Consider the following 25521-nt stretch of genomic DNA (forward strand, 5'->3'; position numbering starts at 1 on the left):
ATCTTAGACCATGCTGGAATTCTTATCGTTCAACAGGGGCTCATCATTTAATAGATAAGCACTTGCTCCTAAATGAGAATATCGAGAAAACTCTAATTCTAGGCGGGATTAACAATTAGCAACCAAAGTGGTTATGCGCTAACTAGAAGGCTCGAGTTTTCAAGATAAATTGTTATAACCCTTGAGTAAATTAAAACTGGCGTCAAAAAAATGCGAGCTTTGTAAAGCTCGCATTTTATTTTAAGAGTTTCCAACTTTAATTGTCGTACTCAACCAACCTACTCCTCAACATAGCTCTCAATGCTAGGGCAAGAACAGATCAAGTTACGGTCGCCATAAACGTCATCAATACGGTTAACCGTTGGCCAGAACTTGTTTCTGTGTACTTCTGGTGCTGGGTAGGCCGCTAGCATGCGGTCGTAGCTCCGGTTCCAGTCGCTGTCACAGATGTCAGCTAGTGTGTGTGGTGCATTGTGTAGCGGGTTGTCAGTGGCATCCCACTCGCCGCTCTCTACCTTCGCAATTTCTTGGCGAATGCTAACCATCGCGTTAATGAAACGGTCTAGTTCGTACTTCGCTTCCGACTCGGTTGGCTCAATCATAAGCGTACCCGCTACTGGGAAGCTCATGGTTGGTGCGTGGAAACCGTAGTCGTTTAAGCGCTTCGCAATGTCTAGCTCGGTTACACCGCTTGCTTCTTTAAGCGGGCGAAGGTCAATAATACACTCGTGGGCTACGCGGCCATTGTTGCCTTTGTAAAGCACTGGAAAGTGCCCTTCTAGCTTCTTAGCCACATAGTTAGCGTTAAGAATAGCGACTTCGGTTGCACGGCGAAGGCCTGCGCTACCCATCATTTTGATGTACATGTAGCTAATAGGCAAAATAGATGCACTGCCCCATGGCGCTGCTGATACCGCACCACAGTCTTTGCCAGCTGTTTCTACGTTAATAACCGTATGGTTTGGTAGGAAAGGCGCAAGGTGCGACTTAACACCAATTGGTCCCATGCCTGGGCCACCGCCACCGTGTGGAATACAGAAGGTTTTGTGTAGGTTGAGGTGCGACACGTCTGAACCAATGAAGCCAGGTGACGTAATGCCCACCTGCGCGTTCATGTTCGCGCCGTCCATGTAAACCTGACCGCCGTATTGGTGAACAATGTCACAAATCTCGCGCACGGTTTCTTCATATACACCGTGAGTTGACGGGTACGTGATCATGGCGCACGATAGGTTGTCACCCACTTCTTCCGCTTTCTTGCGAAGGTCGTTAAGGTCTACGTTACCTTTGCTATCACACGCTACTACTACCACTTTAAGGCTAACCATTTGCGCAGACGCAGGGTTAGTACCGTGGGCAGAGCTTGGAATTAGGCACACGTTTCTGTGACCTTCGCCACGGCTTTCGTGGTAACGCTGAATTGCCAATAGGCCCGCGTATTCACCTTGTGCACCTGAGTTAGGCTGCATTGAAAGCGCGTCGTAACCTGTTACGTTAATTAGCCACTCGCTAAGCTCGGCAATCATTTCTTGATAGCCAGCAGCTTGATCTAGTGGTGCAAACGGGTGTAGCTGACCGAATTCAGCCCATGTTACTGGGATCATTTCAGCCGTTGCGTTTAGCTTCATGGTGCACGAGCCCAATGAAATCATTGAGTGGTTAAGCGCCAAGTCTTTGCTTTCAAGGCTCTTGATGTAACGAAGCATCTCTGTTTCAGAGTGATACTTGTTAAACACTTCGTGCGTTAGGAAGTCGCTAGTACGTACTAAACCTTCAGGAATAGATTTTACGTCTTGCGTGGTGACTTCTGCGTCTAGTCCTTCAACAGTAAGGCCGTTCTCTTCACCAAGCAGCACGTCGAATAGCGCAACAATGTCTTCACGTGTAGTGGTTTCGTCTAGCGACACACCTACCGCACCTTCAAGGTCTGCGCGCAGGTTCATGCCGTTTGCATAGGCTTTCTCTAGTACGTCTTCTTTGTTGCTTACCATTACGGTTAGCGTGTCGAAGTACGTGCTGTGCTTAAGAGCTACACCTTTTTCTTTACCTTTCTGGTTTAAACCAGTAGCAAGAATGTCGGCGAAGCGGTGAATGCGCTCAGCAATAGTTTTAAGGCCTTGAGGGCCGTGGTATACCGCGTAGAAGCTTGCCATGTTGGCTAGCAGCACCTGCGCTGTACAAATATTCGAGTTCGCTTTTTCGCGGCGAATGTGCTGTTCACGGGTTTGTAGCGCCATACGAAGTGCTGGGCGACCACGAGTGTCTTTACTTACACCAATAATACGGCCAGGTAGCGAACGCTTGTAGCTGTCGCGTGTAGCAAAGAATGCCGCGTGTGGGCCACCGTAGCCCATAGGTACACCAAAGCGCTGTGCACTACCCAGTGCCACGTCTGCACCTAGCTCGCCAGGCGACTTAAGCATTACTAAGCTCATTAGGTCAGCGGCTACTGCCACAATACCTTTTTTCGCTTGTACTGCAGCAATGATGTCGCTGATGTCTTTTACTTCACCGGTAGAGGTTGGATATTGAAGTAGCGCACCGAATACGTCGTGTTCAGCTGCTTCTTCTGCCGCACCTTTGATGATTTCAAAACCAAACATTTCAGCGCGGGTTTCAACCACGTCAACCGTTTGCGGGTGAACGTCGTTAGCAATAAAGAACGCATTCGCTTTTTTGTTCTTAGACACACGCTTAGCAAGGCCCATGGCTTCTGCTGCCGCTGTACCTTCATCAAGTAATGACGCGGATGCTAGCTCTAAGCCTGTTAGGTCAATGGTCACTTGTTGGAAGTTAAGAATAGCTTCCAAACGACCTTGGGCAATTTCTGGCTGGTAAGGCGTGTACGCTGTGTACCAACCTGGGTTTTCTAGCACGTTGCGAAGAATAACGTTTGGTACGTGAGTATCGTAGTAACCCATACCAATGAAAGAACGGTTAATTTTGTTCTTTTGTGCAACGGCTTTAAGTTCACTTAATGCTTCAACTTCTGTCGCCCCTTCACCACATTTTAGTGGCTCTGGTAGCGCAATACCTGCTGGTACAGTTTGCTCAATTAAATCGTCTAGTGAGCTTGCACCAATAGCAGACAGCATTTCTTCAATTTCGCCTTTACCCGGGCCAATGTGACGGCGGATAAATGTATCTTTTTGCTCTAGTTGAGCCAATGTAGGGGAAGTATTCGACATAACGTTGTTAAGCACTCGTAATGGTTGCCGCAAGGGCGCGTTAAATCTTTAAGTTAAAAAGGGGCTGAATTATCTTCATGCCCCTTTTCAAATTATGGTTCTTTTAAAACTGCGTAACGAATTACTCTTCGTCGATGCTGTTTTCGTAGCCTTCAGCGTCTAGTAGACCTTCTACTTCTGCCGCATCGTCAGCCTTAATTTTGAATAGCCAACCATCGCCGTAAGGGTCAGAGTTAACTAGTTCTGGTGAATCTTCTAGGTCTTCGTTAATCGCTACAATTTCACCTGAAATTGGCGCGTAAACGTCAGACGCTGCTTTTACCGATTCAGCAACACATACGTCGTCGCCCGTGCTTACTGCGTCGCCAACATCTGGCAAATCAACGAAAACCATGTCGCCAAGTAAGCCTTGTGCGTGCTCAGAAATACCTACAGTGAAAACACCGTCACCTTCAGGGCGAACCCATTCGTGCGTAGCGGCATAGCGTAAATCAGTTGGGATGTTGCTCATAATCGTTCCTGTTATTCTCTGTTAACTTATAAAACACTTTTTCCATTGCGAACAAAGGAGGGCTTAACCACTTTTACTGTAACCCACTTTTTGCGCATTTCCACTTCTACTGTTTCACCAACATCACTTGGTACTCGTGCCATCGCAATTGAGTGACCTAGAGTTGGAGAGAACGTACCTGAAGTGATAACGCCTTCGCCGCTTTCTGTTTTCACTTTAAGACCGTGACGCAGCACGCCTTTTTCAGTCATTACCAAGCCTACTAGCTTGTCGGTACCCGCTTCGCGCTGCGCTTCTAGTGCTTTACGCCCTACGAAATCGCGATCAGCCGGTTCCCATGTAATTGTCCAGCCCATGTTGGCGGCTAGTGGTGATACGGTTTCATCCATATCTTGGCCGTACAAGTTCATGCCTGCTTCTAGACGAAGGGTGTCGCGAGCACCCAGGCCGCATGGCTTAACGCCCGCGTCGAGCAGTGCTTGCCAGAAGCTTTGTGCTTGCTCAGCTGGCACCATAATTTCATAGCCTGCTTCACCGGTGTAACCTGTGGTAGCGATAAATAAATCTTCTGCTTGTACACCAAAGAATGGCTTCATGCCCGCTACCGCTTCTTTTTGCGCTGCGCTGAACAGGTTAGCGGCTTTTTCTTTTGCGTTAGGGCCTTGTACGGCAATCATGGCAAATTCAGGGCGCTCGGTGATGGTTACGTCAAAGCCTTCTGCTTTGCTCATTAACCAGTTCATGTCTTTTTCGCGCGTTGCTGAGTTAACCACTAGGCGATAGTTAGTTTCGTCGAAGTGATAAACGATAAGGTCGTCTACAACACCGCCTTCTTCGTTAAGCATGCCACTGTAAAGCGCTTTGCCTTTGTCTTTTAGTTTTGCCACGTCGTTGGCTAAAAGGTACTGAAGATACGCTTTGGCTTGTGCGCCTTTTACGTCAACAATGGTCATGTGAGACACATCAAACATACCGGCGTCTTGACGCACAGCGTGATGCTCTTCAATTTGTGAACCATAGTTAATTGGCATATCCCAGCCGAAGAAATCGACCATTTTCGCACCGGCTTCTAGGTGCTTTGCGTGTAGGGCGGTGGTACTAGACATTCCACTTACTCTTTTTAATTTGAAAGGTAGAAAACGAAATTGAGTATAGTGAGCTAACGTTTATGCAACAAATTGGAAATTTTTATCAATACATTTAAAAAGCAAATGTATTCGAGCAACTGGATTAGATATACAAATGTAAAAAGCCCCGTACACAAGTCGGTAACGGGGCTTCTGATAAGTGCGGAAACAACAATTTTTATTATAGCGAGATCGTATCCATAAGCGCTTGCGCATCTTCGATTGGTGTTTCTGGGGTATATTGCGTTGGAATTTCCGTTTGCTTTATCCAATCACGCTCCCAGTTTATCAGCGCTTCCTGCAGCGCAGCATCGTCAAACGGAGTTTGAGCTTCCTGTGCGATGCGATACGCAGACAAGTACATTTTCCAGCGAGGCAAATAATAGTCTTTGTACATACCCTGCCACGCTTTAGATGCATAATCTTTCAGCTTTGGTCCGCCCCATTGCGTGATTTGTAAACGCGCGTTGTTAACATAATATGCCGACTCTTTCACAGTTTCACCATAAGCAGCCGCGTCACTTAACCACGTGTGCAGGCTTTCTTGATGAAACCCTAGCAAGTTGTCTAGCTTAGTGATGGCAACGTCAATTGAGGCCATAAGTTCGTCGCCACGTTCGAAGTCTTTTGATGAATACGCGTTAACCACCTCTTGCAGCATAAGGTCAACATGCAAAGACACTGAATGCTTCACAAAATCGACAATATCGTACTGATATAGGTACGCATTCTCCATCGACGGTGCCAGCTCAATTAGCTGTGAGATACCATCGTCTAAAGCCATTAAATTACCCGGGTGCCCATCAAAGTTTACAATGTCGATTGTTGGGCGCTTAAACAGCAAGTACGCGCCAGCTGAGCCTTCCCACCAGCGGCTTTTCCAATAGCTTACAGAGAACACTCCTTTTATCACCTTTTCCCATGCTGCGATAAGTTCGGGTGAAGTCTTTCCATAGCGCGCTTTAGTATAATTTGCTAGCCACTCTTTCATATCGGGCTTGGCGTTCCAAGGCAAATCGAACAGAAACTCATAGGCCACAGAATTGTTATGGAGCCCTTCGGGAAATACACCAAACCCGGTCAGCGCACCCTTTTTATTCGAGCTTGTAACCACGTCAAGTTGCTCAACATAGTCTGCAAAGTCAGCATATACAGGGTCTGAACCACCATAGTTATGAATGAAGCCGAATACCCACGGCTTGCCTTTAAAGCCTTCTGTTCGCTGCCACACATGATATCTATCGTTTCCGATATCGTGGATCATTGCTTTTTGATCAGGAACATCTTTTAAGAACGCTTCGATAGATGCGAGGTCCCAGAATTCTTCGTCTGCGCCAAACATCCATCCTTGCATTACCCACACAGCATCAGGTGCAACCTGAGCAATAGATTCATAAATGCGTTTTCCATAAGATGCGAGCTCAGCGTGTCGGTTCTCTTCAGAAACCGGCGGTAGCATTTCATTAAATGCGTCTGATAGGTAATAGTCCTGTACACCATAAATTTCGGTATAAAGCTCAATAAATCGCTTAGCCACTGTTTTAAAGAGGGGGTCAGCAGGGTCTAACCAATAGGTAGCATTTTCAAATCCAGTCCAGCGTGGCATTTCATAAACCTTGGCGTCGGGAAAACGCTCAACAAACGCTTTAGGTACGTAGCCACTAAACGCAGGTACAACGGGCTGCATACCCAACGCTTTCATGCGCTTGAGGATTTGTTTTTGCAATTGATGTTTTTTGTTTATCCAACTTTGCGGGAGAGGCCCCTCGTGCCCTTCGATATTCCCCATGCGTTGCCATGGCGTGAATGCTGGGCCAGAAAAGTAATCGGCTAGTTCTTTATCGGTAACGTCGAAATCCTTCCATAATGCTTGCCATACAAATTCTTGCCCTTCCATTGCTACAGGATTGTTTACTCCGTGAAGCGCCATCCAGTCTATTTCTTTCTCCCAACGCTCCCAGTCCCACCACGGTGTTGTATAACCGTAAGCACAAACATTTAGATAAGTACGTTGTTCGAATGGGGTTGTTGTTTTTGCCCCATCAAAGTCTTCAAAGACATCAGGGAACGCAACGCGCTTTCCTTCCCAACTTACTGACAAAGCGCCCTGTTCTCGTAAGTATTGATAAGCGCCATACGCTAGTGCGGTACGACTATTTGCCAGCACTTCCGCTTGCCCATTAATTACATTTACTTCAAACCACTCAGGCTCTTTATCAGTTACTTTAATCGTTGATATATTTTTTACTTGTCCCTGTGTAACTCGCTCTAGAACAGCGCTCACCTGAGGGTCTAACGGTTTAGATGCAACTTCTGAGACTTCTTGCTGCTGTTCGCAGCCAGCTAATACAGCAGACAAGCATAGGCACAATGCGCTTATCGAGAGTGACCACGTTTTCTTCATTGCTTAATATCCTGATAAAATCGTAAAAAAATGCTGCGGTTGCCCGCAGCATAATTGTCTTAAAATGAGTAAACCGCACTCAGATAATAGCTAGTGCCTATAATACTTGTCGTTTGCCACACCGGCTTCTCTTCTGTGAAATAGGCTTCTTCGTTGTTACCATTGATATTCAGTGCTCCAAAACGAAGGTTAAGTGCTTCAGTAACGTTATAGCTCAATAGAATATCAACCTGATTTCTACCGTCGACTACCCTTCCCTCGCGTGCAAAGAATGCATCAGTGTTATCTTGAACGTAAGGGCTACGGTTGTTCACTGCGACCCTTGCACTAAACGTGTCGTTTTCCCAATATCCGATGAAATTCCAAGTCTCTTCTGACGAATTAGTTAGCACGAAGTCTTCGCTATCTTCTGCATCGATGAAAGTATAGTTTGCTGAGAAACCGAAACCATCGATAGGTAGCAGTGCATCAAGGCTCTGGTTCCAACCTAGTTCATACCCTTTGATAGTCGTACCACTATCATCGTTATAGGTGCTCGTGATTTCATAGATGTTACCTTCTGTATCCACACAATCTTCCGGCGTTCCACTTAGCGCAACGTCATTGTAGCTATCAGGGCAAACAAACTCAGAAACCGAACCATTCTTAATTTCTTTCCAGAAAAGGGTAAGTGCTAAGCTATTACCCTCGCCGTAGTACCACTCTAGCCCTAAGTCGGCTTGATCGGCTGTCAATGCTTTCATGTTGGGTTGACCGAGGTCTACGGTGTAAGTCCGCGTACCAAATGAATTATTCACCGATGTTTCAGAAGCAGCAATCTGCGTACGAGATGTCAACAATGGTCGAACTAGCACCTTGGCAGCAGCAAATCGCGCTTGTACTTCGTCTGTCAATTCAAGCACAAGGTTTACGCTCGGTAAAAAATTGTTGTAATCGTAGTCAAATGCCGTTTCGCCAATCACTAAACTGATTTCAGAATTAATCGGGTTATCTTCACCGGTCAGATAGGTATTGATCGTCCTGTCGGTAGTTTCATAACGACCACCAATATTTCCTCTCAACGTCATTTCACCGATGTAACTTTCGAAATCAACTTTTCCGTAAACCGATAGGATATCTCGCTCTATTGAATATGAAGATTGAGCAGCGAATAAAGTTGGAACTGTTACCCCTTCAGCCACAAGCGCATCTCGGTAAGCTTGAATATCTGGCGCGACCCATCCATGCTCTATGGACATTTGGTTGTCCAAGAAGTCAGTTACCATATAGTTAAAGTCACTCATTAACGGAAGATCACTTGGGTCAGCTTCACCAATCGCGAATCTATCCGTACGAAAAACGTCTCTATTGAATTCTTCTTTACGGAATTTTCCTCCAAAAGCAAAACCAGTGAAAAAGTCGCCTTCAAGCACGCGAATTGCGTCAAATTGAAGTGCACTTTCAGAAGAGTCCATGTATCGAGTTGCTCCGTTTGGGTACTCGTTCCTTGGCATGTCAGCAGGGTATAAAGACGGGTCGGTTAGATCTTCATCCACGTTGAAGATAACGTTATTGCGATCTGAAATATCCATGTTTGCAGATACCGTAGTCGCTAAGATTACCGCTTCTTCTGCATGCACAGCCTCGCCTTTCGTGTAATGAGTTACACCGACTAAAGTCCAGTTTTCTGTCTCGTACTTTGACTCAAGCGTAAACGCTTTACTGGTAGCCTGTTTGTCCTCAGCTTGGCGATTATTTTCAAGAGTAAAGTCGTCAATACGCACTTGGTTATAAACGCCATTTACCGGCTCACCAAGTAGCGTGATATCGTCGCGATCGAACAAGAAAACCTGCTGGTTCAAATCTTGTACCGTATCGTCATCAGCATAAATTGCGGTAAACGTTGTTTCGAAATTATCGCTAGGACGCCACTGTATTGCGCCGTTCATCAAATAGCGTTTGGTTTCGCGGTCAATACGGCGGTAACGCGGACGTCGAGGAATATCATTGCCTTCATCGTCGCTGAACCACCTACCCATCCAGAAGTTATCTACCCTGTCGTCAAGTTCCTGATAACCTGCGTTTAAAAATAATCCTACTGTGTCATCAGCAAATTGGTCGATATAGGTGATATTACCTTTGGGGGTCACATCATCTGTGGGTGAGAATTCCGAATATTGCCCCTTAACGGAAGCTACAACTTTACGCTCACTGTAGGAAAGTGGCTTTGTAGTATCGATATTAATAGTACCTGACAAACCACCAGTATCCATGTCTGCACTGGGAGATTTAATTACTGAAATACTTGAAGCTAGCTCAGACTGTATAATGTCGTAACGAAAGCCACCAGTAAAATCCGCACTCGCCATAGTTTGGCCATTCACGGTAGTTCTGGCATATTGCGAGCCTAAACCGCGAACACTGATTGTAGAACCTCTACCGTTAATATTTGATATCTGTACGCCAGGGATTCGCTGGATTGCTTCAGCAATGTTCTCGGTAGGAAACTTTCCGATATCTTCTGATGTAATAATGTCTGCAACTTTCGTTTCATCGCGTTTTAGTGCCGCAGCTTGGACCAAACTAGAACGATAAGTAACGTCAATACGTTCAACTTCACTGTCACTTACGTCTGAGGCAGCTTGAGCAAAAACCAGTGCAGGCGAGCTAAGAATGCCTACGATAGCACTGGCGAGTAACGTTTTCTTTGGACGAGCGTTATTCATGATGTGGTTCCCATCTTCTTTGTAGTGGTTGTTGTTCAGCTTTAGGCAACCAGCTGATTAATTTTATTTCTTATTATTAACGATGATTTTTTCATCACCTGCCATTGACGCTACCAACCAATGTCAACGTTGTCAACAAAAAATAAGGAATTATTATTACGATATTGGGTAGACCATAATATGAACTTTCAGTAAGACGAAAACGCTAAACTGCGCTTTCAAGCGAATAATTAGAAGCCGAGTCTCTTACAACCACATCAAGAGAAAACCCTTTTGAATCAACAGCATGAATATCATTAGATTTCATCATTTCAATAACCATTGCTGCAGCTGTTGCTGCAATATCAAAGTTAGGCTGGTCGATCGTAGTAAGATGAGGCCACGTTTGCATGGCGAAGGGACTGTTTTCGAAACCAACAATCGAGATGTCTTCTGGAACTTTAAGGTTGTTAAGACGCGCCATAAATACAGCTCCCGCTGCAATTTCGTCGTTACATGCAAAAATGGCGGAAGGTCGTTTGGGCATGGCAAGTACTTGTTTAGTCATATCCATGCCGGATTCGAATGTAAACTCTCCATCAATGATAAAATTTTTATCAAAAGGCAATTTTGCTGCTTCATGTGCCTTTTTAAAACCTCTTACTCTCCCTAAACTAGACTCATGCGATGCATGAAAACCAAGAAAAGCAATATCTCTGTGGCCTAAATCCAGCAAATACTGCGTTATTTTAAATCCCGCATCCACGTCGTCTACATGCAACACTGGGGCGAGGTTATCAGGGGGTTGCTCGCCAGATAAGATCCTAACTACTTTAGCATCTCTACTGAGTAAAAATGTAACAAGCTCTTTATTTTCCGACAATGGCGGGGTGAGAATAATTCCGCCAATCTGATTTGAACCAATCATAGCCGCAAGCTCATTCCCTACCTCATCAGAATGAGAATCGGTGGGGTGAATAACTAATTCAAACCCTTTTTTTCTGCATTCAGAAATAATTCCATTTTGCATTTCAATCACATAATGGCTGTTGGGATTGTCATAAACAAACGCAAGAGAGAACGGTGCTTTACGCATTACCCTTGCTGTGTGGTTAGGCTGATAGTTCAACTGCTTTATTGACTCAAGCACTTTTTCCTTTACCGACTCACTAACATTTGGTTCTTGGTTAACCACTCGCGAAACCGTTTTAAACGATACTCCCGCTAATTTCGCGACATCCTTAATAGTTGGCTTTTTCATGAAACTCTTTTTCGGTGAAAGGTATTGAGTGTTAGAGAGAATAAAGTGAACCCCCTGTTTAAGCAAATTTCTTGGTCTTCGTAAACCAATGAATAATTAATACAATTTCATCAAGGTTCAAAAAAACAACAATGACAACGTTGACATAGGTTAAAGAAAAGGGTTAGGGTTAAACAACTGAATATAAAAAAGCAAGAAACATGACAACAAACACGACATCTTCACGACTTCTGTCTCTCGATGTATTTCGAGGGCTCACCATAATCGCAATGATTGTAGTAAACAGTCCGAATACTTATGGAGAACTCGCGCACGCACATTGGATAGGCATCAACTTTGCCGATTTAGTGTTTCCTTTTTTCATTCTCATTGTGGGTGTAGCAATTAGTTTGGGGTTTAAGAATATTGATTCATCTTCACCACAATTGACCAGTATTTTGAAAAAAGTGTGGAGAAGAGGCTTTACGCTCATTGGGCTCGGGCTCGTTGTTAATTTGTTCTATACCCACTTCGAACAAATAAGGTTACTAGGCGTCTTACAGCGAATTGGCATTGTTTATATTGCCTGCTGTTATTTAGCAATTTACTGCAAACCAAAGAACGTGGTTAAAGTGGGCATTGGTATCTTGCTTCTGTACTGGGTATTTATTCTATTGGTTCCTGCCCCGGGCCTCCCTAGCGGGCATCTTGCTCGTGGAGAGAACATTATAAACTGGTTCGATCAATTTGTACCGGGTATGCTGTGGCGTGGTACTTGGGATCCCGAAGGTCTGCTCAGTACTTTTCCTGCCATTGTTACCGGTATTATGGGTATGCTCATTGGCCAGGTTATAGTTAAAGGCAAGGACGACTTACCTACCACGGTGATGAATTTATTTGTATTCGGCTTTGTTACTTTTTCTCTAGGATGTATTTGGAGCCTAGGTTTTCCTTTCATCAAACAGGCGTGGACCAGCTCATTTGTATTAGCCACCGGCGGCATAGGCGCCATGATATTGGCCTGTATGATGTGGTACACCGATATTAAAGGCTTCAGAAACGGTACTCAAATAGCCACCATCTTTGGGGCTAACGCGATCACCGCATATATCCTGCACGTAATCATAGAGAAGCTACTTGATTGGGAAATCGCCGGTGTATCGGTTCACAACAGCTACACCACATTTATGTCTGATATGGGAGCAAGTGATTTTATAAGTGCAACGTTGTGGGTCATTCTGTTTCTCAGCGTTTGTTTTATTCCTGTATATGTCCTCTATCGCAAACAAATTTTCGTAAAGATTTAAGGTGGAATCTGTGACTCAGAATTACTTTGTAGGCGTTGATGGCGGTGGCACTAAATGCAAAGCGCGACTTGAAAACGAACAAGGCGAATTGCTTGGCGAAGGATTGTCAGGTCCATGCAACCCTGCTCAATCAGCCGACACCGCGTTCGCATCAATTATCGAAGCTACGACACTGGCATTAGAGGCAGCCTCAATGTCAGCGACAAAAATAAGCGATCTTAATGTTTGTCTAGGTCTTGCAGGTGTAAACGTTACGCGTTATCGAGAAATTGCACAGAGTTGGATATTTCCATTTAAACGTACACACATAACCACCGATCTACACATTGCTTGTTTAGGCGCTCATGCAGGTCAAGACGGCGCAATTATTATAACTGGAACCGGTAGTTCAGCACTTGCAAGCTTGAGTGGCAACTTAACAAGTATCGGTGGCCACGGTTTCCCTTTAGGCGACAAAGCGGGAGGCGCATGGCTTGGCCTGCAGGCCTTGCAATACACCCTTGAAGCACTCGATTTCTTGGTACCTTCCTCTCAGCTCGTTACTGATATGTGCGAAGCTCTTGGTACAAACGACCCTCAGGCGATAGTCGGTAAGTCGCTGCACTTCAAGTCGAGTGATTTCGGTAAGTTTGCGCCAATTGTTGTGAGATGTGCTAACGGCAGTGACCCCGTTGCTCTTAGTATTGTGAACGGAGGAAAGCAGTACCTTTCAGGTGTCGTTTCTCAACTCGAGGAGCTCGGTGCTAAACGCATTTCAATGATTGGTGGCTTGTCTTCGCAATGGGCTGAGTGGCTACCTGACAATATTCAACAACGTTTACAACCCGCAAAGTGTTCACCTGAATTTGGTGCAATTTCATTGATAAAAGACCTGGTAAAGGAGTGTTAATATGGCTTATGTGACCAAAATGGCGTCTGAAGCAGCAGAAACGCCACAAGTGCTGAAACGACAGCTAGACAACAATAGCCATGTATATAACAAGTTATCTGAAGAGATAGAAAAGCACGATCCAGAATTTGTGTATATTATTGGCCGCGGTACCTCAGACCATGCCGGCGTGTTTGGAAAATATTTGATTGAAACTGAAATGGGGCTGCCTGTTGCTTCTGCCGCGCCATCGGTAAACAGCGTTTTTGGCAAATCGCTTCGATTAAATAGAGCCCTGGTTTTTATCATTTCTCAATCAGGTAGAAGCCCAGATATACTTGCACAAGCCAAAATGGCAAAGGAAAAAGGTGCGCTTTGTGTTGCGCTGGTAAATGACGAGTCATCACCAGTTAAAGATATTGTAGACATATTTATACCACTTTGTGCCGGGCCAGAAATTGCCGTTGCCGCCACCAAAAGCTATCTGGCGACCTTGTATGCGTTATTAAGCATTGTTGCAAATTTCACTAAACGCAACGATCTTCACAAAGCTTTACTTGCCCTACCTACACAATTAGAGTCGGTAATAACTTCCCCCTTTGTACTTACCGCAGAGCACTTAGCTCCGCTTGAACGATGCGTTGTACTAGGCCGCGCTTTCGGTTACGCCATATCCAGAGAAATAGCGCTTAAAATGAAAGAAGTCTGTGGAATACAGGCTGAGGCTTTCAGTAGCGCGGAATTTCTTCACGGGCCCATATCCCTTCTAAACCGCAAAACAGCTATTATCGATGCCCATATTCCTGACGCTTCTAGTGCTGTACATAAGTCACAAATTGAAGAAGTGATCCGCAGAGGAGCACAAGTTTTCCCTTTATTTGAGGTACCATTGGATGTGCATCCTCTCACATCGGCGCTCATTGTTATGCAACGTTTTTACTTAGATATTGAAAAAGCTGCGCGCGAGATGGATATGGATCCAGACAGCCCTATAGGACTTAAAAAAGTAACGGAAACCCTCTAGCAATGAAATCTTATTTTGCCAAACTCCTTTTTGACGGCTTTTCATTTCATTCGAACGTGCGCTTTGAAGTGATTAACAGCCGAGTGTCCGCTTTCTGCGCAGGCAGCGTGGATGATAGCAATGCTGAGGTCATCCATGAGCTAGTCATACCCGCCATGGTAGATGTTCAGGTAAACGGTGGAGGCGGCGTTCAGTTTAACGAATCGCCTACAGTATCTACGCTTCAGCAAATGGCAGAGGCCTTTTTAAAAGTGGGTACGGGCAGCTTAATGCCAACCATTATTACTGACGACATCGACGTTATGAATAAAGGCGCTGACGCTATAGCGTTAGGTCACAAATGGGATCCAGGCGCTATCCCAGGTGTCCACTTTGAAGGGCCTCACCTCAGCACAACCAAAAAGGGCATGCATAGTTCAAAACACATCCGATCACTGAGCGACAAAGAGTTGGCCTTATTTACTCGAAATGATCTTGGTAAAGTAATTGTCACGCTAGCACCAGAAGCGGTCTCGCCCTCAGATATTGAGACCCTAACCAATGCAGGCGTAATTGTGTCCATAGGCCACACTAACGCCACCTCCGACGATTGCTTTGCCGCTTTTGATGCGGGGGCTACCGGTGCTACACATCTTTTCAATGCCATGTCACCGTTTACCAGCAGAGAGCCTGGTGTGGTTGGGGCCTCACTTTACAGAGATGACGTCTATTGCGGACTAATCGTTGACCATCATCATGTTCATCCTGTGTCAGCAAAGCTAGCGATAAAGCTTAAAGGTGATGAACGCTTAATGCTGGTAACCGATGCTATGGCACCGGCAGCAAGTAACGTCGACCACTTCGTTTATCAAGGCGTTAAAGTCATACGTAAAAATAATGCACTTCGTCTTAACGACGGTACCTTGGCGGGTTCGCTATTAACGATGGAAGAGGCCATCCAGCATACGCATTTCGACCTGAGTATTGATCTGCAAGCAACATTGAAAATGGCAACGTCGACCCCTGCTTCATTTATAAAAAGCGAAGCGAACATTGGAACGTTACGCACAGGCTCTTTCGCTAACTTCATAACGCTAAATAAAGACTTAAGGGTGACACGCTGTTGGCGCAATGGCGAAGTCGTCCGGTAGGTATGCAGCTAATATGCATAGCCCGGTATTCTTTTGAACAACAGATAATACGTACTCACAAAAAATTAAAATATTAAGTAAGCAATACAGTGAAATAAAAACATTATAAGAAGGAAACGTGATGCAAACTGCAGTTAAATCCCCCCCGTCGACGATACTCCCTATGGCAATAATCGGCACATTGTTTTTCGTTTTTGGTTTTATCACATGGTTAAATGGAGCACTCATCCCCTTCTTGCAAATTGTTTGCAATTTGAACGGAACAGAAGCACTGCTAATCGCGTTTAGTTTTTATATCGCATATGTTGTTATGGCACTTCCTATGTCATTCGTGCTCAATAAATTGGGCTATAAAAACGCCATGACTTTCGGGCTTTTACTGATTGCTGCAGGGTGCTGTTTATTTGTTCCTGCCGCTAAAACGCAAACATTCATATTATTCATTACAGCTCAGTTCGTCGTCGGTTCCGGTTTAACTATCTTACAAACCGCATCAAACCCATATTTAGTAAAAATTGGGCCGTCAGAAAGTGCAGCAGCAAGAATATCCATTATGGGTTTGTTAAATAAAGGAGCAGGTTGGCTCGCACCTATGGTTTTTATTGCTCTTGTACTCGGAGACTTATCAGGTATCACCGAACAAAGTATTGCTGCACTGCCAGAAGCTGAACGCAGCGCACAAATACAACAATTAGCACAAAGCCTTATCATGCCCTACTTAGGAATGGCTGCAGCGTTAGTATTACTTGCTGTTGCGCTAAGTTTTTCAGGCTTGCCTGAACTCGATTTGGATGTGGAGGATAAAAAACTCGCAGAACGCGAAAAAAGTAAAGGCTCGGTATTACAATTCCCTCAGCTAGTACTAGGTGTGATTGCACTTTTTTGTTATGTGGGCGTAGAAGTTGTCGCCGGGGATACTATTGGCCTAGCGGGCTCACAACTTGGCGTTCCGGGAGCACTAGGGCTCACTTCATATACGATGTTTTTTATGGTTATTGGGTATAGCCTAGGTCTAGCACTTGTGCCCCGACTTTGCACTCAGCACCAATTACTTACTCTCTCTTCAGTTTTAGGTATTGTTTTGTCGATCGGTATACCGTTCACTAACGCTGAAAGTCACGTCTTTGCAGGTTTTCTGTGGGGTTGGACAGGTATTGCAACGCTTCCTGATCCTATTACTCTTATTGCACTTTTGGGACTTGCTAACGCCATTGTTTGGCCTGCAGTTTGGCCTCTAGCATTAGAGGGGCTAGGTAAATTCACTGCTCGCGGTTCTGCACTTTTGATAATGGGTATAGCTGGGGGGGCAATTATCCCCTTACTTTTCGGATTTGCGGCTGATCACTTCGGAGTGTTGAACGCTTACTGGACAACGATACCTTGCTATGCATTTATTCTTTTCTACGCATTGAAAGGGTGGCGTCTAAGAGAATGGTAATTTAGGCGACGACTTGGTGGGTTTACTATACGCATAAGTGTTATTCTTTAAAGAAGTATTTATTGCAGGTGATACTGGAACTCGTAATTAACGATGAAGCAGCTTTCTCTAGACACACTACGCACCTTTGTTAGCGTTATTGAGCTTGGTGGCTATGCAAAAGCGGGCGACTTTTTAGGTCGCTCTCAGCCTGCTATTAGTTTGCAAATCAAAAAGCTTGAATCACAGCTAGACAGAAAGCTGTTTACCAAAGTAGGCCAACGCCATGTACCTAGCGCCGATGGGAATTGGCTGTACCCAAAAGCGAAAGAGCTGCTAGAGCTTAACGACAATATCTTTCGAAGCTTAACTCCTGCGCCTTTAAGCGGTAGATTGCGTTTAGGCATCCCCAACGAGTTTGCCTCTACCCTGCTGCCTGGTTTAATTGGTGAGTTTTCGAAGCGCTACCCAGATGTGTCTTTAGAAGTTACTTCCGCGCTAAGCCGCGATCTGCTTCATCCGTCTCAACGAGATCACTTCGATTTAATTCTGGCACTGGTCAATCCAGATGAAGAAACTGAGGGCGAAGTTGTTTTAGAAGATGACGTGGTGTGGGTTGGTGATACGTCTCACCCGTTGGTAGGAAACAATATTCCATTAGTACTAGCGCCAGATGGCTGCATGTACAGAAGCCGGGTAATTGAACAGCTAAAGCAGCAAACGTTTGCTTGGAAAATCAGCTACACCAACGCCGATTTAGGCGGTTTGGTTGCCGCCATTCAACAAGGGCTTGGTGTTACAGCACTAGCAAAATCTAGCTTACCGGCAAATTTAGCAGTGCTAAACCACCCGCATCTGCCTAAGTTGGGAAAGGTCAATATTTGCCTGTTTAACCAAGACACCCAGCATCCAGTTATCAGCAAAACCCTCGCCGAATTCTTCAAAGTGCGCCTAACCCAGTAAAAAAGGGGTCAGAGTACTTTTTCTGCCCCTTCATCCGTGTGCTAATCAGCGTTAACCATCATTTGTGATGGTTTCAATAAGCTCAGCAAGCACGGTCTCTGCTTTACTGGTTTCAACTTGGCAAGTACCCGCATTCATGTGACCGCCGCCACCATATTTCAAACACAACTCACCCACATTGGTGTTAGAGCTACGATTAGTAATCGACTTACCTATCGCAAACACCACGTTCTGCTTTTTAAGCCCCCACATTTTGTGAATAGAAATATTACAGTCTGGGTACATGGCGTAAATAGCGAAGCGGTTAGTAGCGTAAATGGTCTCTTCTTCGGTTAAATCGAGTACCACAAGGTTATCGTGTACGGTAGAGCACTTAGCTATTTGTGCCTTCGCCATTTCATTGTGCTCGTGATACAAACTTACGCGCTCAGCCACATCTTCCATTTGCAGTATTTCTTCAATACTGTGGTCTTTACACGCATCTATTAGCTTCATCATTAGCTGGTAGTTAGAGATCTTAAAATCTCTGAAACGGCCAAGCCCAGTACGCGCGTCCATAATGAAATTCATAAGCACCCAGTCGGTAGGCTCTAAAATTTCTTCTTTTGAAAACTGCGCAGAATCACCTTTATCTACCGCGTCCATCATATCTACTGAGATATTTGGGAATTTCTCTGCTCCGCCATAATAGTCATACACTACTCGCGCGGCTGACGGCGCTTCTGGATCGATAATATGATTTTCGATATCGCTGGCGTTTCTCACGGTTTCGCTAAGGTGATGGTCAAAGGCTAAATGGCAGCCTTCAACGTAAGGCAAGTTAGTTGTAATGTCGTTCTCAGTGATATCTATTTTGCCGTCCTGCATGTCTTTAGGGTGCACAAACAAAATATCATCAATCATATTTAAGTCTTTCAGTAGTACTGCGCATACTAGCCCGTCAAAATCGCTTCGGGTAACTAATCTAAACTTTCGTTCTGACATCACGTATTTCCTTTATTAACGATTATCAAGTAAGTGTAACAGCTAGTAAAAATTTTGAGAGATTACCTATATAGATTTTGATTACAAAGTCATAAAACGCGACGAAAGTATAACTAAAGGCCTGATTCCTCGAATGTTTACTTACTTCACTATACCAAAAGGCTATTAGAAGATAAGCGATTGGCCTTGTGTTGCTAGTATAAAATTAAAGCCTAATTTATTAGCCTGCTTTAACTCTTTTGAAATGACAGAGCGTGGGCTCTCTCCCGCTTTTAAGCTGTATTTAATATGGCTTATCACAATATTTATATCTGGAACCTGGCTTTTATCTTCAATTAGTTCGTAAAAGCGAGTAAGTTCTTGCATCAACCACTTAGGCGTAAGGTGTCCGAACAGTAGATTGTCAGGGCGACTGTTATCAAACGACACCTCAATAACCATACCTCTTAGCGTCTTGTTTCGCATTTGCTGTGCAAGGTAGCGCCATATTTCGGCTAACTTGCCTTCTTTCTCGACATCGTCCGGGCCAGTGTCACCAAAATAAACAAACATATCGTTGTCACTTTCAATAACGAAAGCCGTCGATTCTAAGGGGTGGCTTAAACTAAAGGGCGTTACCGTTAAATTAGTGCCTTTAATTGCAGTGGCTTGTTGCGGAGCCAAGTCGACAACATCGTATTTATTCAGCTTTGGCTCTGTACCTCGATTGGTAAAGTTTGCCCATGCCTGCCAGTTAAAGTAAGTCGCCCCCATGGTGTCGTTTACTGACTTTAAGGCATAGATGGGTTTATTGTTGTCATCTGGTGAAGCAATGAGTAACCCTGCAACATGATCTAGGTGACCATGGCTAATCAGGTATGCAGCAACGTGATTATGCAGTACATTGCCGTTGGCTCTCAGGTTATCGTTGGGCTTGCTTTTTAAGTTGTCAAAAGCCCCTTCTTTTAACGCAACATCAATACCATTAACTATGCTTCCTGCGTCTAGAGCAACATAGCGCTCCTCTTCTAAACTTCGCAGTAGAAATGCGCTCAAATTACCGTCTTTAATACCGCCAGTATCGCCCAATGTAACAAGTTGAAATGCTGGTTCTACATCGCTTTTTCTTGTTTCAACAGTAACGTTATATTCCGTTTCCCTATCACTCACTGAAGCAGCGCTACAAGCGGTTAGTACTGAGAAAATCAAAAGACCCAATAGATGTTTCAAAATTTTTTTATTCCCATTAAAAATATCTGTTTCTTACCTTCTTAAAGCTAAGCAAAAAACAAAAAAGACAAGCTACATAACATCAAGCCCACATCACCATAATAGCGGCAGCGCCGATTAAGAGCAGCCCAGTAATTTCGCGTTTTGTAACTGCGTTTTTTAGCCAGAAATGTGAGAGTACTAAAGTGAGTAAAACTTCTAGTTGCCCAAGCGTTTTCACTAGCGCCACATGTTGTAGCGCCATAGCTGTAAACCAGCATATTGAGCCTAAACAGCTTACTGTACTTATCGCTAGCACCTGCTTCTTAGCGCTCACTAGTTGCTTAAACACGAATGGTTTGGTTAATGCTATGTATGAACTTAAAGCAACCGTCTGAACGCACAGCACCCATAATAAAACCCATGCTGCGGCTACTGTATGCTGAATATTAAGCATATGGCTAGCCTCGCGCACTAGAAGTGATGTCAGCGCAAAACAGGTACCACAAGCTAGACCGATAGCCATGGTTTTCACACTAATACCATGAAGTCGGTTACCGCTGCTAAGCACGAATACAGCTATTCCACCTATGACTATGCCAGCCCACCCAAGAAGTGTTAGGTAACTACCAAAAAACAGCATGCCTACCACACCCGCCACTAAAGCTTCACTTTTAGCCAAGCCTGCTCCAATAGCAAAGTTCTTTTGCTTAAACAAAATCACCATTAAAGAAGTGGCTGCTATTTGAAGCAGTGAAGCACACAAGATCGCTGTGATAAATGGGCCCGTAAATTGCAGCATCTGACTGGCACTACTGCTGTAGAGCATAAGCAAATAAACAAGGGCTATGGGCGGAGCCAAGATAAAACGAGATAGCGTAACACCCGAGGTGTTAACTGAACCACTCAGTCTGCTTTGCAGCGCATTACGCACGGTTTGCATGATAACCGCGCCCAATGTAAATAAAACCCAACTCATTAGCGTTGCTTTACCTTCAAAGTTATTTTACTACCTGCCTTTCGAGCTTTTTTATTTGGCAGTGGTTTCGCTATCAGATAACGCCTGTAGACGCTTTGCTTTGAAGTCACTTTCGCGCTTCCAATAAGGCCATACATCGCCTTGAGCATAATGAGTAAGCATGGTCCCGATAAGAGATAGGTCTTGTTTAACGCCACCTAGTGTCCAGCTTGGAAGATAATCGTCATCTGCTTTGTGATAGCGTTTAGCGATAAAGCTTGGGTCGGTATCGCCTAAGCTCATGAACAAAATAGATGGCACACCCTGTTTAGCAAGCGCGAAATGATCTGAGCGAAAGAACAGGCCATTTTGAGGGCGCGGGTCCATCTTAACGGTTCGCCCCTGTAACGCTGCTGCCGTAGCTAAATCATCTTCAATAGATAAATAGCCTTCGCCATACTGCAAGATATAATCAACATCATCGTTTACGTTCATACCGTCGATATTTAAAAACGCCACCATGTTCTTGGTAGGTACAGGGGGGTTATTTGCAAAATAATTAGCACCCAGCAGCCCCGTTTCCTCAGCTGTAAACGCGCTAAACATTAGCGTACGCGCAAAGCCTTCTTTGTGCTTTGATAGCGCATCTGCCAGTGTTAGCACTCCAGCTGTGCCAGACGCATTATCTACCGCACCATTGTAAATAGTAGTCTTGCCGTTCTTCTCTACTTTACCAAGGTGGTCCCAATGAGCGTGCAGCATTACCCACTCTTCTGGCTTTGAGGTGCCTTCTAAAATACCGGCAACATTCTGCGATTCAGCATGCTCTATAGAGTTAGCGAAACTTAACGATGCTGTAGTGTTTAACGGGATAGGCGTAAAGCCGGGCGTAGATGCTTTTCTTTTAAGCTCGCCGTAATCTAAACCTGCTTTTTCGAAAAGCTGCCTAGCGGCTTTTAGATGAAGCCACCCCATTACGCCTACTTGTGACGCATTACCATTGTCATCGACTAGGCTAAATTTGGTATTAGAATTTGAGTTTTCGACTACGCCCCAGCCGTAACCCGCAGGCATGGTTTCATGAACAATGAAAACAGCTTCTGCGCCTTGCCTAGCGGCCTCTTCGTATTTGTATGTCCAACGACCATAATAGGTCATCGCATTGCCTTGAAATAAATTTGGCTCTTTAGATGCAAAGCCCGGGTCGTTTACCAGCATTACCACCGTTTTTCCTTTTACATCAAGGCCAGCGTAATCATTCCAGTTATACTCGGGCGCATTTATACCGTACCCCACGAAAATCAAGTCACTATCAGTTAGTGAGTATTCATTTACTATACGTTGTGTTCGAGCAGTAAACTCGCTTCCCCCTTCAAAAGAAAGGTCGCCAATGTTTAATGTGCTCATGTTGCTGGGCGTAATTTTTGCGAGCGGCACAGCTTGCGTATAGCTGTCACCAAAAGCCGGTTTTAGCCCTAACTTCTTATACTCTGCCACCAAGTATTCTACGGTTTTTTCTTCCCCTTTTGATAAAGGTCCTCGCCCTTCGAACTCGTCACTAGCCAATATTTTAACGTGCTGACGATACACTTCTAAATCGATAGAAGCGTTACTCAGCGACATCTCTACGTTTTTTGCTTTCGCCGACGAAGGCTCAACCGAGGTCAAGCTGGAAGTAGTGACGTCAGCATTCGCTGAACCAGTAAGTAAAGTAGAAGTAAGTAGAGACGCTGCGCATGCAAAGGAAAAGGCGCGATAAGGTTTGCACAAGAATGTAAACATAAGCCATTGGTAGAAATAAAAAAGGATACCGAAGAGTATCCTTTACCGCCGACTATCTCAACGCCAAGAATGGGGTCAGAGTACATTATTGGCATTCCCTACTTCAAAACTAGAGAAATATACCCTGACCCCATTATTCATGAGAAATGTACTCTGACCCCATTATTTGGGTTTAAAGGCCCATGGCGTGGCTGACGAAAGCGTTTTTGATGGTTGTGAGTTTGTCTGTGGCTGAAAGCCCTATGCCGCGTACTAGTTTTTTGAGAGGATCGTTACCGTCAAATAAGATTTTGAAGCCATCCATTGCTGCTATCATTTTCGTGGCTTCTGTTTTACGGCTTCGCTCATAGCTGCGCAGGTGCTTGTACAAACCTATGTCTTTGCCCGACGCCTTTAAGTCGCTTAGGGTTTTCGCCAGTGCCAGTGCATCTTGCATACCTAAGTTGGCGCCCTGTCCGGCTAGCGGGTGAATAGTATGCGCTGCATCGCCCACCAGCACTACCCCATCTTTAGCCCATTGTCTTGCATAGCGCATGGTTAATGGAAACGCGGCGCGCTTGGTTTCTAGCGAAGTAGTGCCTAGAACACTATTACTAGCGGCAGTTAAAGCGTGACAAAAAGCGTCATCGCCAAGTGCCATTAGCGCGCTTGCTTGCTCTGGCGTTTGCGACCACACAATTGAACAGACATTTGGTTCGGCCATTGGAAGTAGCGCAAGTGGGCCTGTGGGCGTAAACGCTTGGCGCGCCACATTGTTGTGTGGTTCGTCGGTTTTGATATTAGCGACTATGGCCGTATGCTCATAATCTTTAAAGGTAATTGGCAGGCCAGCCTGCTTTCTTACAAAAGAATTAGCGCCGTCTGCGCCAACAAGCAACCTGCAGCTTAGCACGTCGTCGTTGTCTAGCATCAGCATGGTTTGATTAGGGCCTGCAAGCACCCTTTCAATACCCGCAGTAATCAACTCTACATTAGGCTGCGATTCCACAGCTTTAGACAGTGCATTAACTAAAGCTTGGTTTTCTACAATCACGCCAAGTGTATCGCTTCCCATTTCGTCACACGAAAAATGTATATCACCAAAACTGTCTTTGTCCCACACATGCATTTCAGTATAAGGGTTGGCGCGGTCCTGCTGTAAATGAGGCCACACATCAAACTGTTGCAATGCTTTAATATTTGCCTGATTTATTGCGCTAACACGCGCCGTTGGCTTATCTGCAAGCACCTGATAACAAGGCGACTTATCAATAACTGCTATATTTAGTTCACTTTCTTTTAGCGCTGCGGCTAGGGTTAACCCCACAATTCCACCGCCCACTATTGCTATATCAACATGCTGCATTGTTATCTCTATTTCCGTGTGGTGTTACGCCATAACCTGTTGTGTGCTTTACGAAGGTTTTCTTCGCTTGCGGCATCATACTTAATGCTAGTAAGGAAACGTTTCGGCCTATGACGGTAGGAAAATACTGGTTGGAGAAAGTTCGCACTAGGGTATCGGTAAGCGCAATCGTGTTATCTCGGTCTTTCTTACGCTCGTTCGCATAGCGCTGAACAATATTAAATGCCCCAGCATCAAAGTGATCAAGACCACCTTCCGATTGCGTTTTCTGCGTCTTTTCTTGCTTCGAAATTTGCGTTCTAGAATGCTCAGATACAGTACTTTTCATTACAGATTCTTTTTTCAGTACAGAAACGAGTGCACTCAAATCGCGTAAGCCCAAGTTGAACCCCTGCCCCGCTATAGGGTGTAGCGCCTGCGCAGCGTTCCCCACCACTACCGTTCGGTGGCTGGTAACTTGTTGGGCTTTAGTAAGCGCTAATGGATAGCTAGCCGTATCACTCACCCTTAGTATTTTGCCCTGACGATAACCGAAGGCTTGTTGAAGCGCGTTAGTAAACGACGCTTTATCCATTCCAATAAGTGCTTCAGCGGCTTGGGTTTCTAGCGTCCATACCACTGAAAAACCATTGCCATTTGCCTTTACGCCGTCAATTTCACTATCGAAGGGTAAAAAAGCAAGGGGGCCAGAATCGGTAAAGCGTTCGTACGCTTTGTTTTCATGAGGCATTTGCGTATGCACGTTAAATACAATGGCAGTTTGGTGATAGTCACTAACTGTTTTAGCAATACCCACCTGCTCGGCCAAACCCGAACGCCCGCCATCTGCAAGTATTAGCAGCTTAGTGGTTATCACCTCCCCGCTATCTAGCAACACGTCAACATTGTCACGGTGCTGCTCAACACCGGTCACTTTTGCTGGCGCTATGTGCTGATAAGCAGTACTCGCATTTGCTGCTAAGCGCGTTAGCGCGCTTAAACTTACCACCTGGCCAAATGCGTCGATGTGATAATCTTGGCTGTGCAGGTTTAAAAGGCCAAGATTGCCCTTATCGCTCACTTCTATCTGCTTTATTTTAGGAGGTAGTTCGCCGTTGTGCTGCTTGGCTAAGTCGTCAAGGCTTAAACCAACATCGGCTAATTCGTTAACGGTACGTCTTGCTAATGCAATAACTCGTGTATCGGTAAACGGGTTGAAATCATTGTGAGAGGGTGTCGTTTCTTTTGGGTCTGCAGCGTCAATAAGTGCAACACTCAATCCGCATTTTTTACCTTCGGGCGTTTCAATAGCAATGTCTTCGCAAAGTGCTTTAGCAAGCACGGTTCCTACAATTCCGCCACCAATAATAACTACATCAACCGCTGCCGATTCCACTATATTTGTCTTCCCGTCGCTCTAGC

General features: G+C 45.0%; 18 protein-coding genes. 6 read left to right on the forward strand and 12 right to left on the reverse strand.

Annotated features, from left to right (window positions below):
• Positions 1 to 278 precede the first annotated feature (278 nt).
• From gcvP to ACYX4W_RS17710, 6 genes are all read right to left on the reverse strand, one after another.
• Positions 279 to 3188: an aminomethyl-transferring glycine dehydrogenase gene (gcvP, locus tag ACYX4W_RS17685; protein ID WP_476074062.1), complete on the reverse strand. Its 2910-nt coding sequence runs from the start codon at positions 3186 to 3188 to the stop codon at positions 279 to 281.
• Positions 3189 to 3309: 121 nt separating this feature from the next.
• Positions 3310 to 3699 carry a glycine cleavage system protein GcvH gene (gene gcvH, locus ACYX4W_RS17690; protein WP_014950360.1) on the reverse strand — a complete coding sequence of 130 codons (390 nt, stop codon included), beginning with the start codon at positions 3697 to 3699 and terminating at the stop codon, positions 3310 to 3312.
• A 26-nt stretch (positions 3700 to 3725) separates the two neighbouring features.
• Entirely contained in the window at positions 3726 to 4805 is a 1080-nt protein-coding gene (gene gcvT / locus ACYX4W_RS17695) for a glycine cleavage system aminomethyltransferase GcvT (protein WP_476074063.1), read from the reverse strand.
• A 202-nt stretch (positions 4806 to 5007) separates the two neighbouring features.
• Positions 5008 to 7230, reverse strand: coding sequence for an alpha-N-acetylglucosaminidase (locus ACYX4W_RS17700; protein WP_476074064.1), 2223 nt, complete (start codon positions 7228 to 7230; stop codon positions 5008 to 5010).
• Between the two features lie 59 nt (positions 7231 to 7289).
• The gene (locus ACYX4W_RS17705; RefSeq protein ID WP_476074065.1) at positions 7290 to 9935 is read right to left on the reverse strand and encodes a TonB-dependent receptor; all 2646 of its coding nucleotides are present in this window, start codon (positions 9933 to 9935) and stop codon (positions 7290 to 7292) included.
• A 205-nt stretch (positions 9936 to 10140) separates the two neighbouring features.
• Positions 10141 to 11175 carry a LacI family DNA-binding transcriptional regulator gene (locus ACYX4W_RS17710; RefSeq protein WP_476074066.1) on the reverse strand — a complete coding sequence of 345 codons (1035 nt, stop codon included), beginning with the start codon at positions 11173 to 11175 and terminating at the stop codon, positions 10141 to 10143.
• 200 nt (positions 11176 to 11375) lie between these two features.
• Between ACYX4W_RS17710 and ACYX4W_RS17715 the strand changes: the two genes are divergently transcribed.
• The 6 genes from ACYX4W_RS17715 (at position 11376) to ACYX4W_RS17740 (ending at position 17863) form a co-directional block, all read left to right on the forward strand.
• Complete coding sequence (locus ACYX4W_RS17715) at positions 11376 to 12461, forward strand: acyltransferase family protein (RefSeq protein ID WP_476074067.1); 1086 nt, start codon at positions 11376 to 11378, stop codon at positions 12459 to 12461.
• A gap of 10 nt (positions 12462 to 12471) precedes the next feature.
• Positions 12472 to 13350, forward strand: coding sequence for a glucosamine kinase nucleotide-binding domain-containing protein (locus tag ACYX4W_RS17720; protein ID WP_476074068.1), 879 nt, complete (start codon positions 12472 to 12474; stop codon positions 13348 to 13350).
• 1 nt (position 13351) lies between these two features.
• Positions 13352 to 14353, forward strand: a complete 1002-nt coding sequence (gene nagB-II / locus ACYX4W_RS17725; protein WP_476074069.1) for a glucosamine-6-phosphate deaminase NagB-II — start codon at positions 13352 to 13354, stop codon at positions 14351 to 14353.
• Between the two features lie 2 nt (positions 14354 to 14355).
• Positions 14356 to 15483, forward strand: a complete 1128-nt coding sequence (gene nagA, locus ACYX4W_RS17730; protein WP_476074070.1) for an N-acetylglucosamine-6-phosphate deacetylase — start codon at positions 14356 to 14358, stop codon at positions 15481 to 15483.
• A 121-nt stretch (positions 15484 to 15604) separates the two neighbouring features.
• Positions 15605 to 16921, forward strand: a complete 1317-nt coding sequence (locus tag ACYX4W_RS17735; RefSeq protein ID WP_476074071.1) for a sugar MFS transporter — start codon at positions 15605 to 15607, stop codon at positions 16919 to 16921.
• Between the two features lie 93 nt (positions 16922 to 17014).
• Entirely contained in the window at positions 17015 to 17863 is an 849-nt protein-coding gene (locus tag ACYX4W_RS17740) for a LysR family transcriptional regulator (protein WP_159117926.1), read from the forward strand.
• 51 nt (positions 17864 to 17914) lie between these two features.
• Here the strand turns inward: ACYX4W_RS17740 and ACYX4W_RS17745 are convergent, their stop codons facing one another.
• From ACYX4W_RS17745 to ACYX4W_RS17770, 6 genes are all read right to left on the reverse strand, one after another.
• A complete protein-coding gene (locus tag ACYX4W_RS17745; protein WP_476074072.1) occupies positions 17915 to 18847 on the reverse strand; it encodes a DHH family phosphoesterase in 933 nt (310 codons plus the stop codon).
• A gap of 165 nt (positions 18848 to 19012) precedes the next feature.
• Complete coding sequence (locus ACYX4W_RS17750; protein WP_476074073.1) at positions 19013 to 20056, reverse strand: MBL fold metallo-hydrolase; 1044 nt, start codon at positions 20054 to 20056, stop codon at positions 19013 to 19015.
• An 82-nt stretch (positions 20057 to 20138) separates the two neighbouring features.
• Positions 20139 to 21014 (reverse strand): EamA family transporter, encoded by an 876-nt coding sequence (locus ACYX4W_RS17755; protein WP_476074074.1) that lies wholly within the window; start codon positions 21012 to 21014, stop codon positions 20139 to 20141.
• 51 nt (positions 21015 to 21065) lie between these two features.
• Positions 21066 to 22616 (reverse strand): M28 family metallopeptidase, encoded by a 1551-nt coding sequence (locus ACYX4W_RS17760; RefSeq protein WP_476075494.1) that lies wholly within the window; start codon positions 22614 to 22616, stop codon positions 21066 to 21068.
• A gap of 331 nt (positions 22617 to 22947) precedes the next feature.
• Positions 22948 to 24120, reverse strand: coding sequence for an FAD-dependent monooxygenase (locus tag ACYX4W_RS17765; RefSeq protein WP_476074075.1), 1173 nt, complete (start codon positions 24118 to 24120; stop codon positions 22948 to 22950).
• Positions 24107 to 25498: an FAD-dependent monooxygenase gene (locus ACYX4W_RS17770; RefSeq protein WP_476075495.1), complete on the reverse strand. Its 1392-nt coding sequence runs from the start codon at positions 25496 to 25498 to the stop codon at positions 24107 to 24109. The genes ACYX4W_RS17765 and ACYX4W_RS17770 overlap by 14 nt, the downstream gene beginning before the upstream one ends.
• Positions 25499 to 25521 lie beyond the last annotated feature (23 nt).

The organism is Alteromonas sp. ABH4_454, from assembly GCF_056311775.1.

Bases quoted from the DNA above. Each gene is read 5' to 3' on its own strand.
- ACYX4W_RS17710 (WP_476074066.1), bottom strand. From the start codon at position 11,175: ATGAAAAAGCCAACTATTAAGGATGTCGCGAAATTAGCGGGAGTATCG.
- ACYX4W_RS17715 (WP_476074067.1), top strand. From the start codon at position 11,376: ATGACAACAAACACGACATCTTCACGACTTCTGTCTCTCGATGTATTT.
- ACYX4W_RS17760 (WP_476075494.1), bottom strand. From the start codon at position 22,616: ATGTCGCTGAGTAACGCTTCTATCGATTTAGAAGTGTATCGTCAGCAC.
- gcvH (WP_014950360.1), bottom strand. From the start codon at position 3,699: ATGAGCAACATCCCAACTGATTTACGCTATGCCGCTACGCACGAATGG.
- ACYX4W_RS17765 (WP_476074075.1), bottom strand. From the start codon at position 24,120: ATGCAGCATGTTGATATAGCAATAGTGGGCGGTGGAATTGTGGGGTTA.
- ACYX4W_RS17745 (WP_476074072.1), bottom strand. From the start codon at position 18,847: ATGTCAGAACGAAAGTTTAGATTAGTTACCCGAAGCGATTTTGACGGG.
- ACYX4W_RS17705 (WP_476074065.1), bottom strand. From the start codon at position 9,935: ATGAATAACGCTCGTCCAAAGAAAACGTTACTCGCCAGTGCTATCGTA.
- ACYX4W_RS17700 (WP_476074064.1), bottom strand. From the start codon at position 7,230: ATGAAGAAAACGTGGTCACTCTCGATAAGCGCATTGTGCCTATGCTTG.
- ACYX4W_RS17755 (WP_476074074.1), bottom strand. From the start codon at position 21,014: ATGAGTTGGGTTTTATTTACATTGGGCGCGGTTATCATGCAAACCGTG.
- nagB-II (WP_476074069.1), top strand. From the start codon at position 13,352: ATGGCTTATGTGACCAAAATGGCGTCTGAAGCAGCAGAAACGCCACAA.
- nagA (WP_476074070.1), top strand. From the start codon at position 14,356: ATGAAATCTTATTTTGCCAAACTCCTTTTTGACGGCTTTTCATTTCAT.
- gcvP (WP_476074062.1), bottom strand. From the start codon at position 3,188: ATGTCGAATACTTCCCCTACATTGGCTCAACTAGAGCAAAAAGATACA.
- ACYX4W_RS17740 (WP_159117926.1), top strand. From the start codon at position 17,015: ATGAAGCAGCTTTCTCTAGACACACTACGCACCTTTGTTAGCGTTATT.
- gcvT (WP_476074063.1), bottom strand. From the start codon at position 4,805: ATGTCTAGTACCACCGCCCTACACGCAAAGCACCTAGAAGCCGGTGCG.
- ACYX4W_RS17735 (WP_476074071.1), top strand. From the start codon at position 15,605: ATGCAAACTGCAGTTAAATCCCCCCCGTCGACGATACTCCCTATGGCA.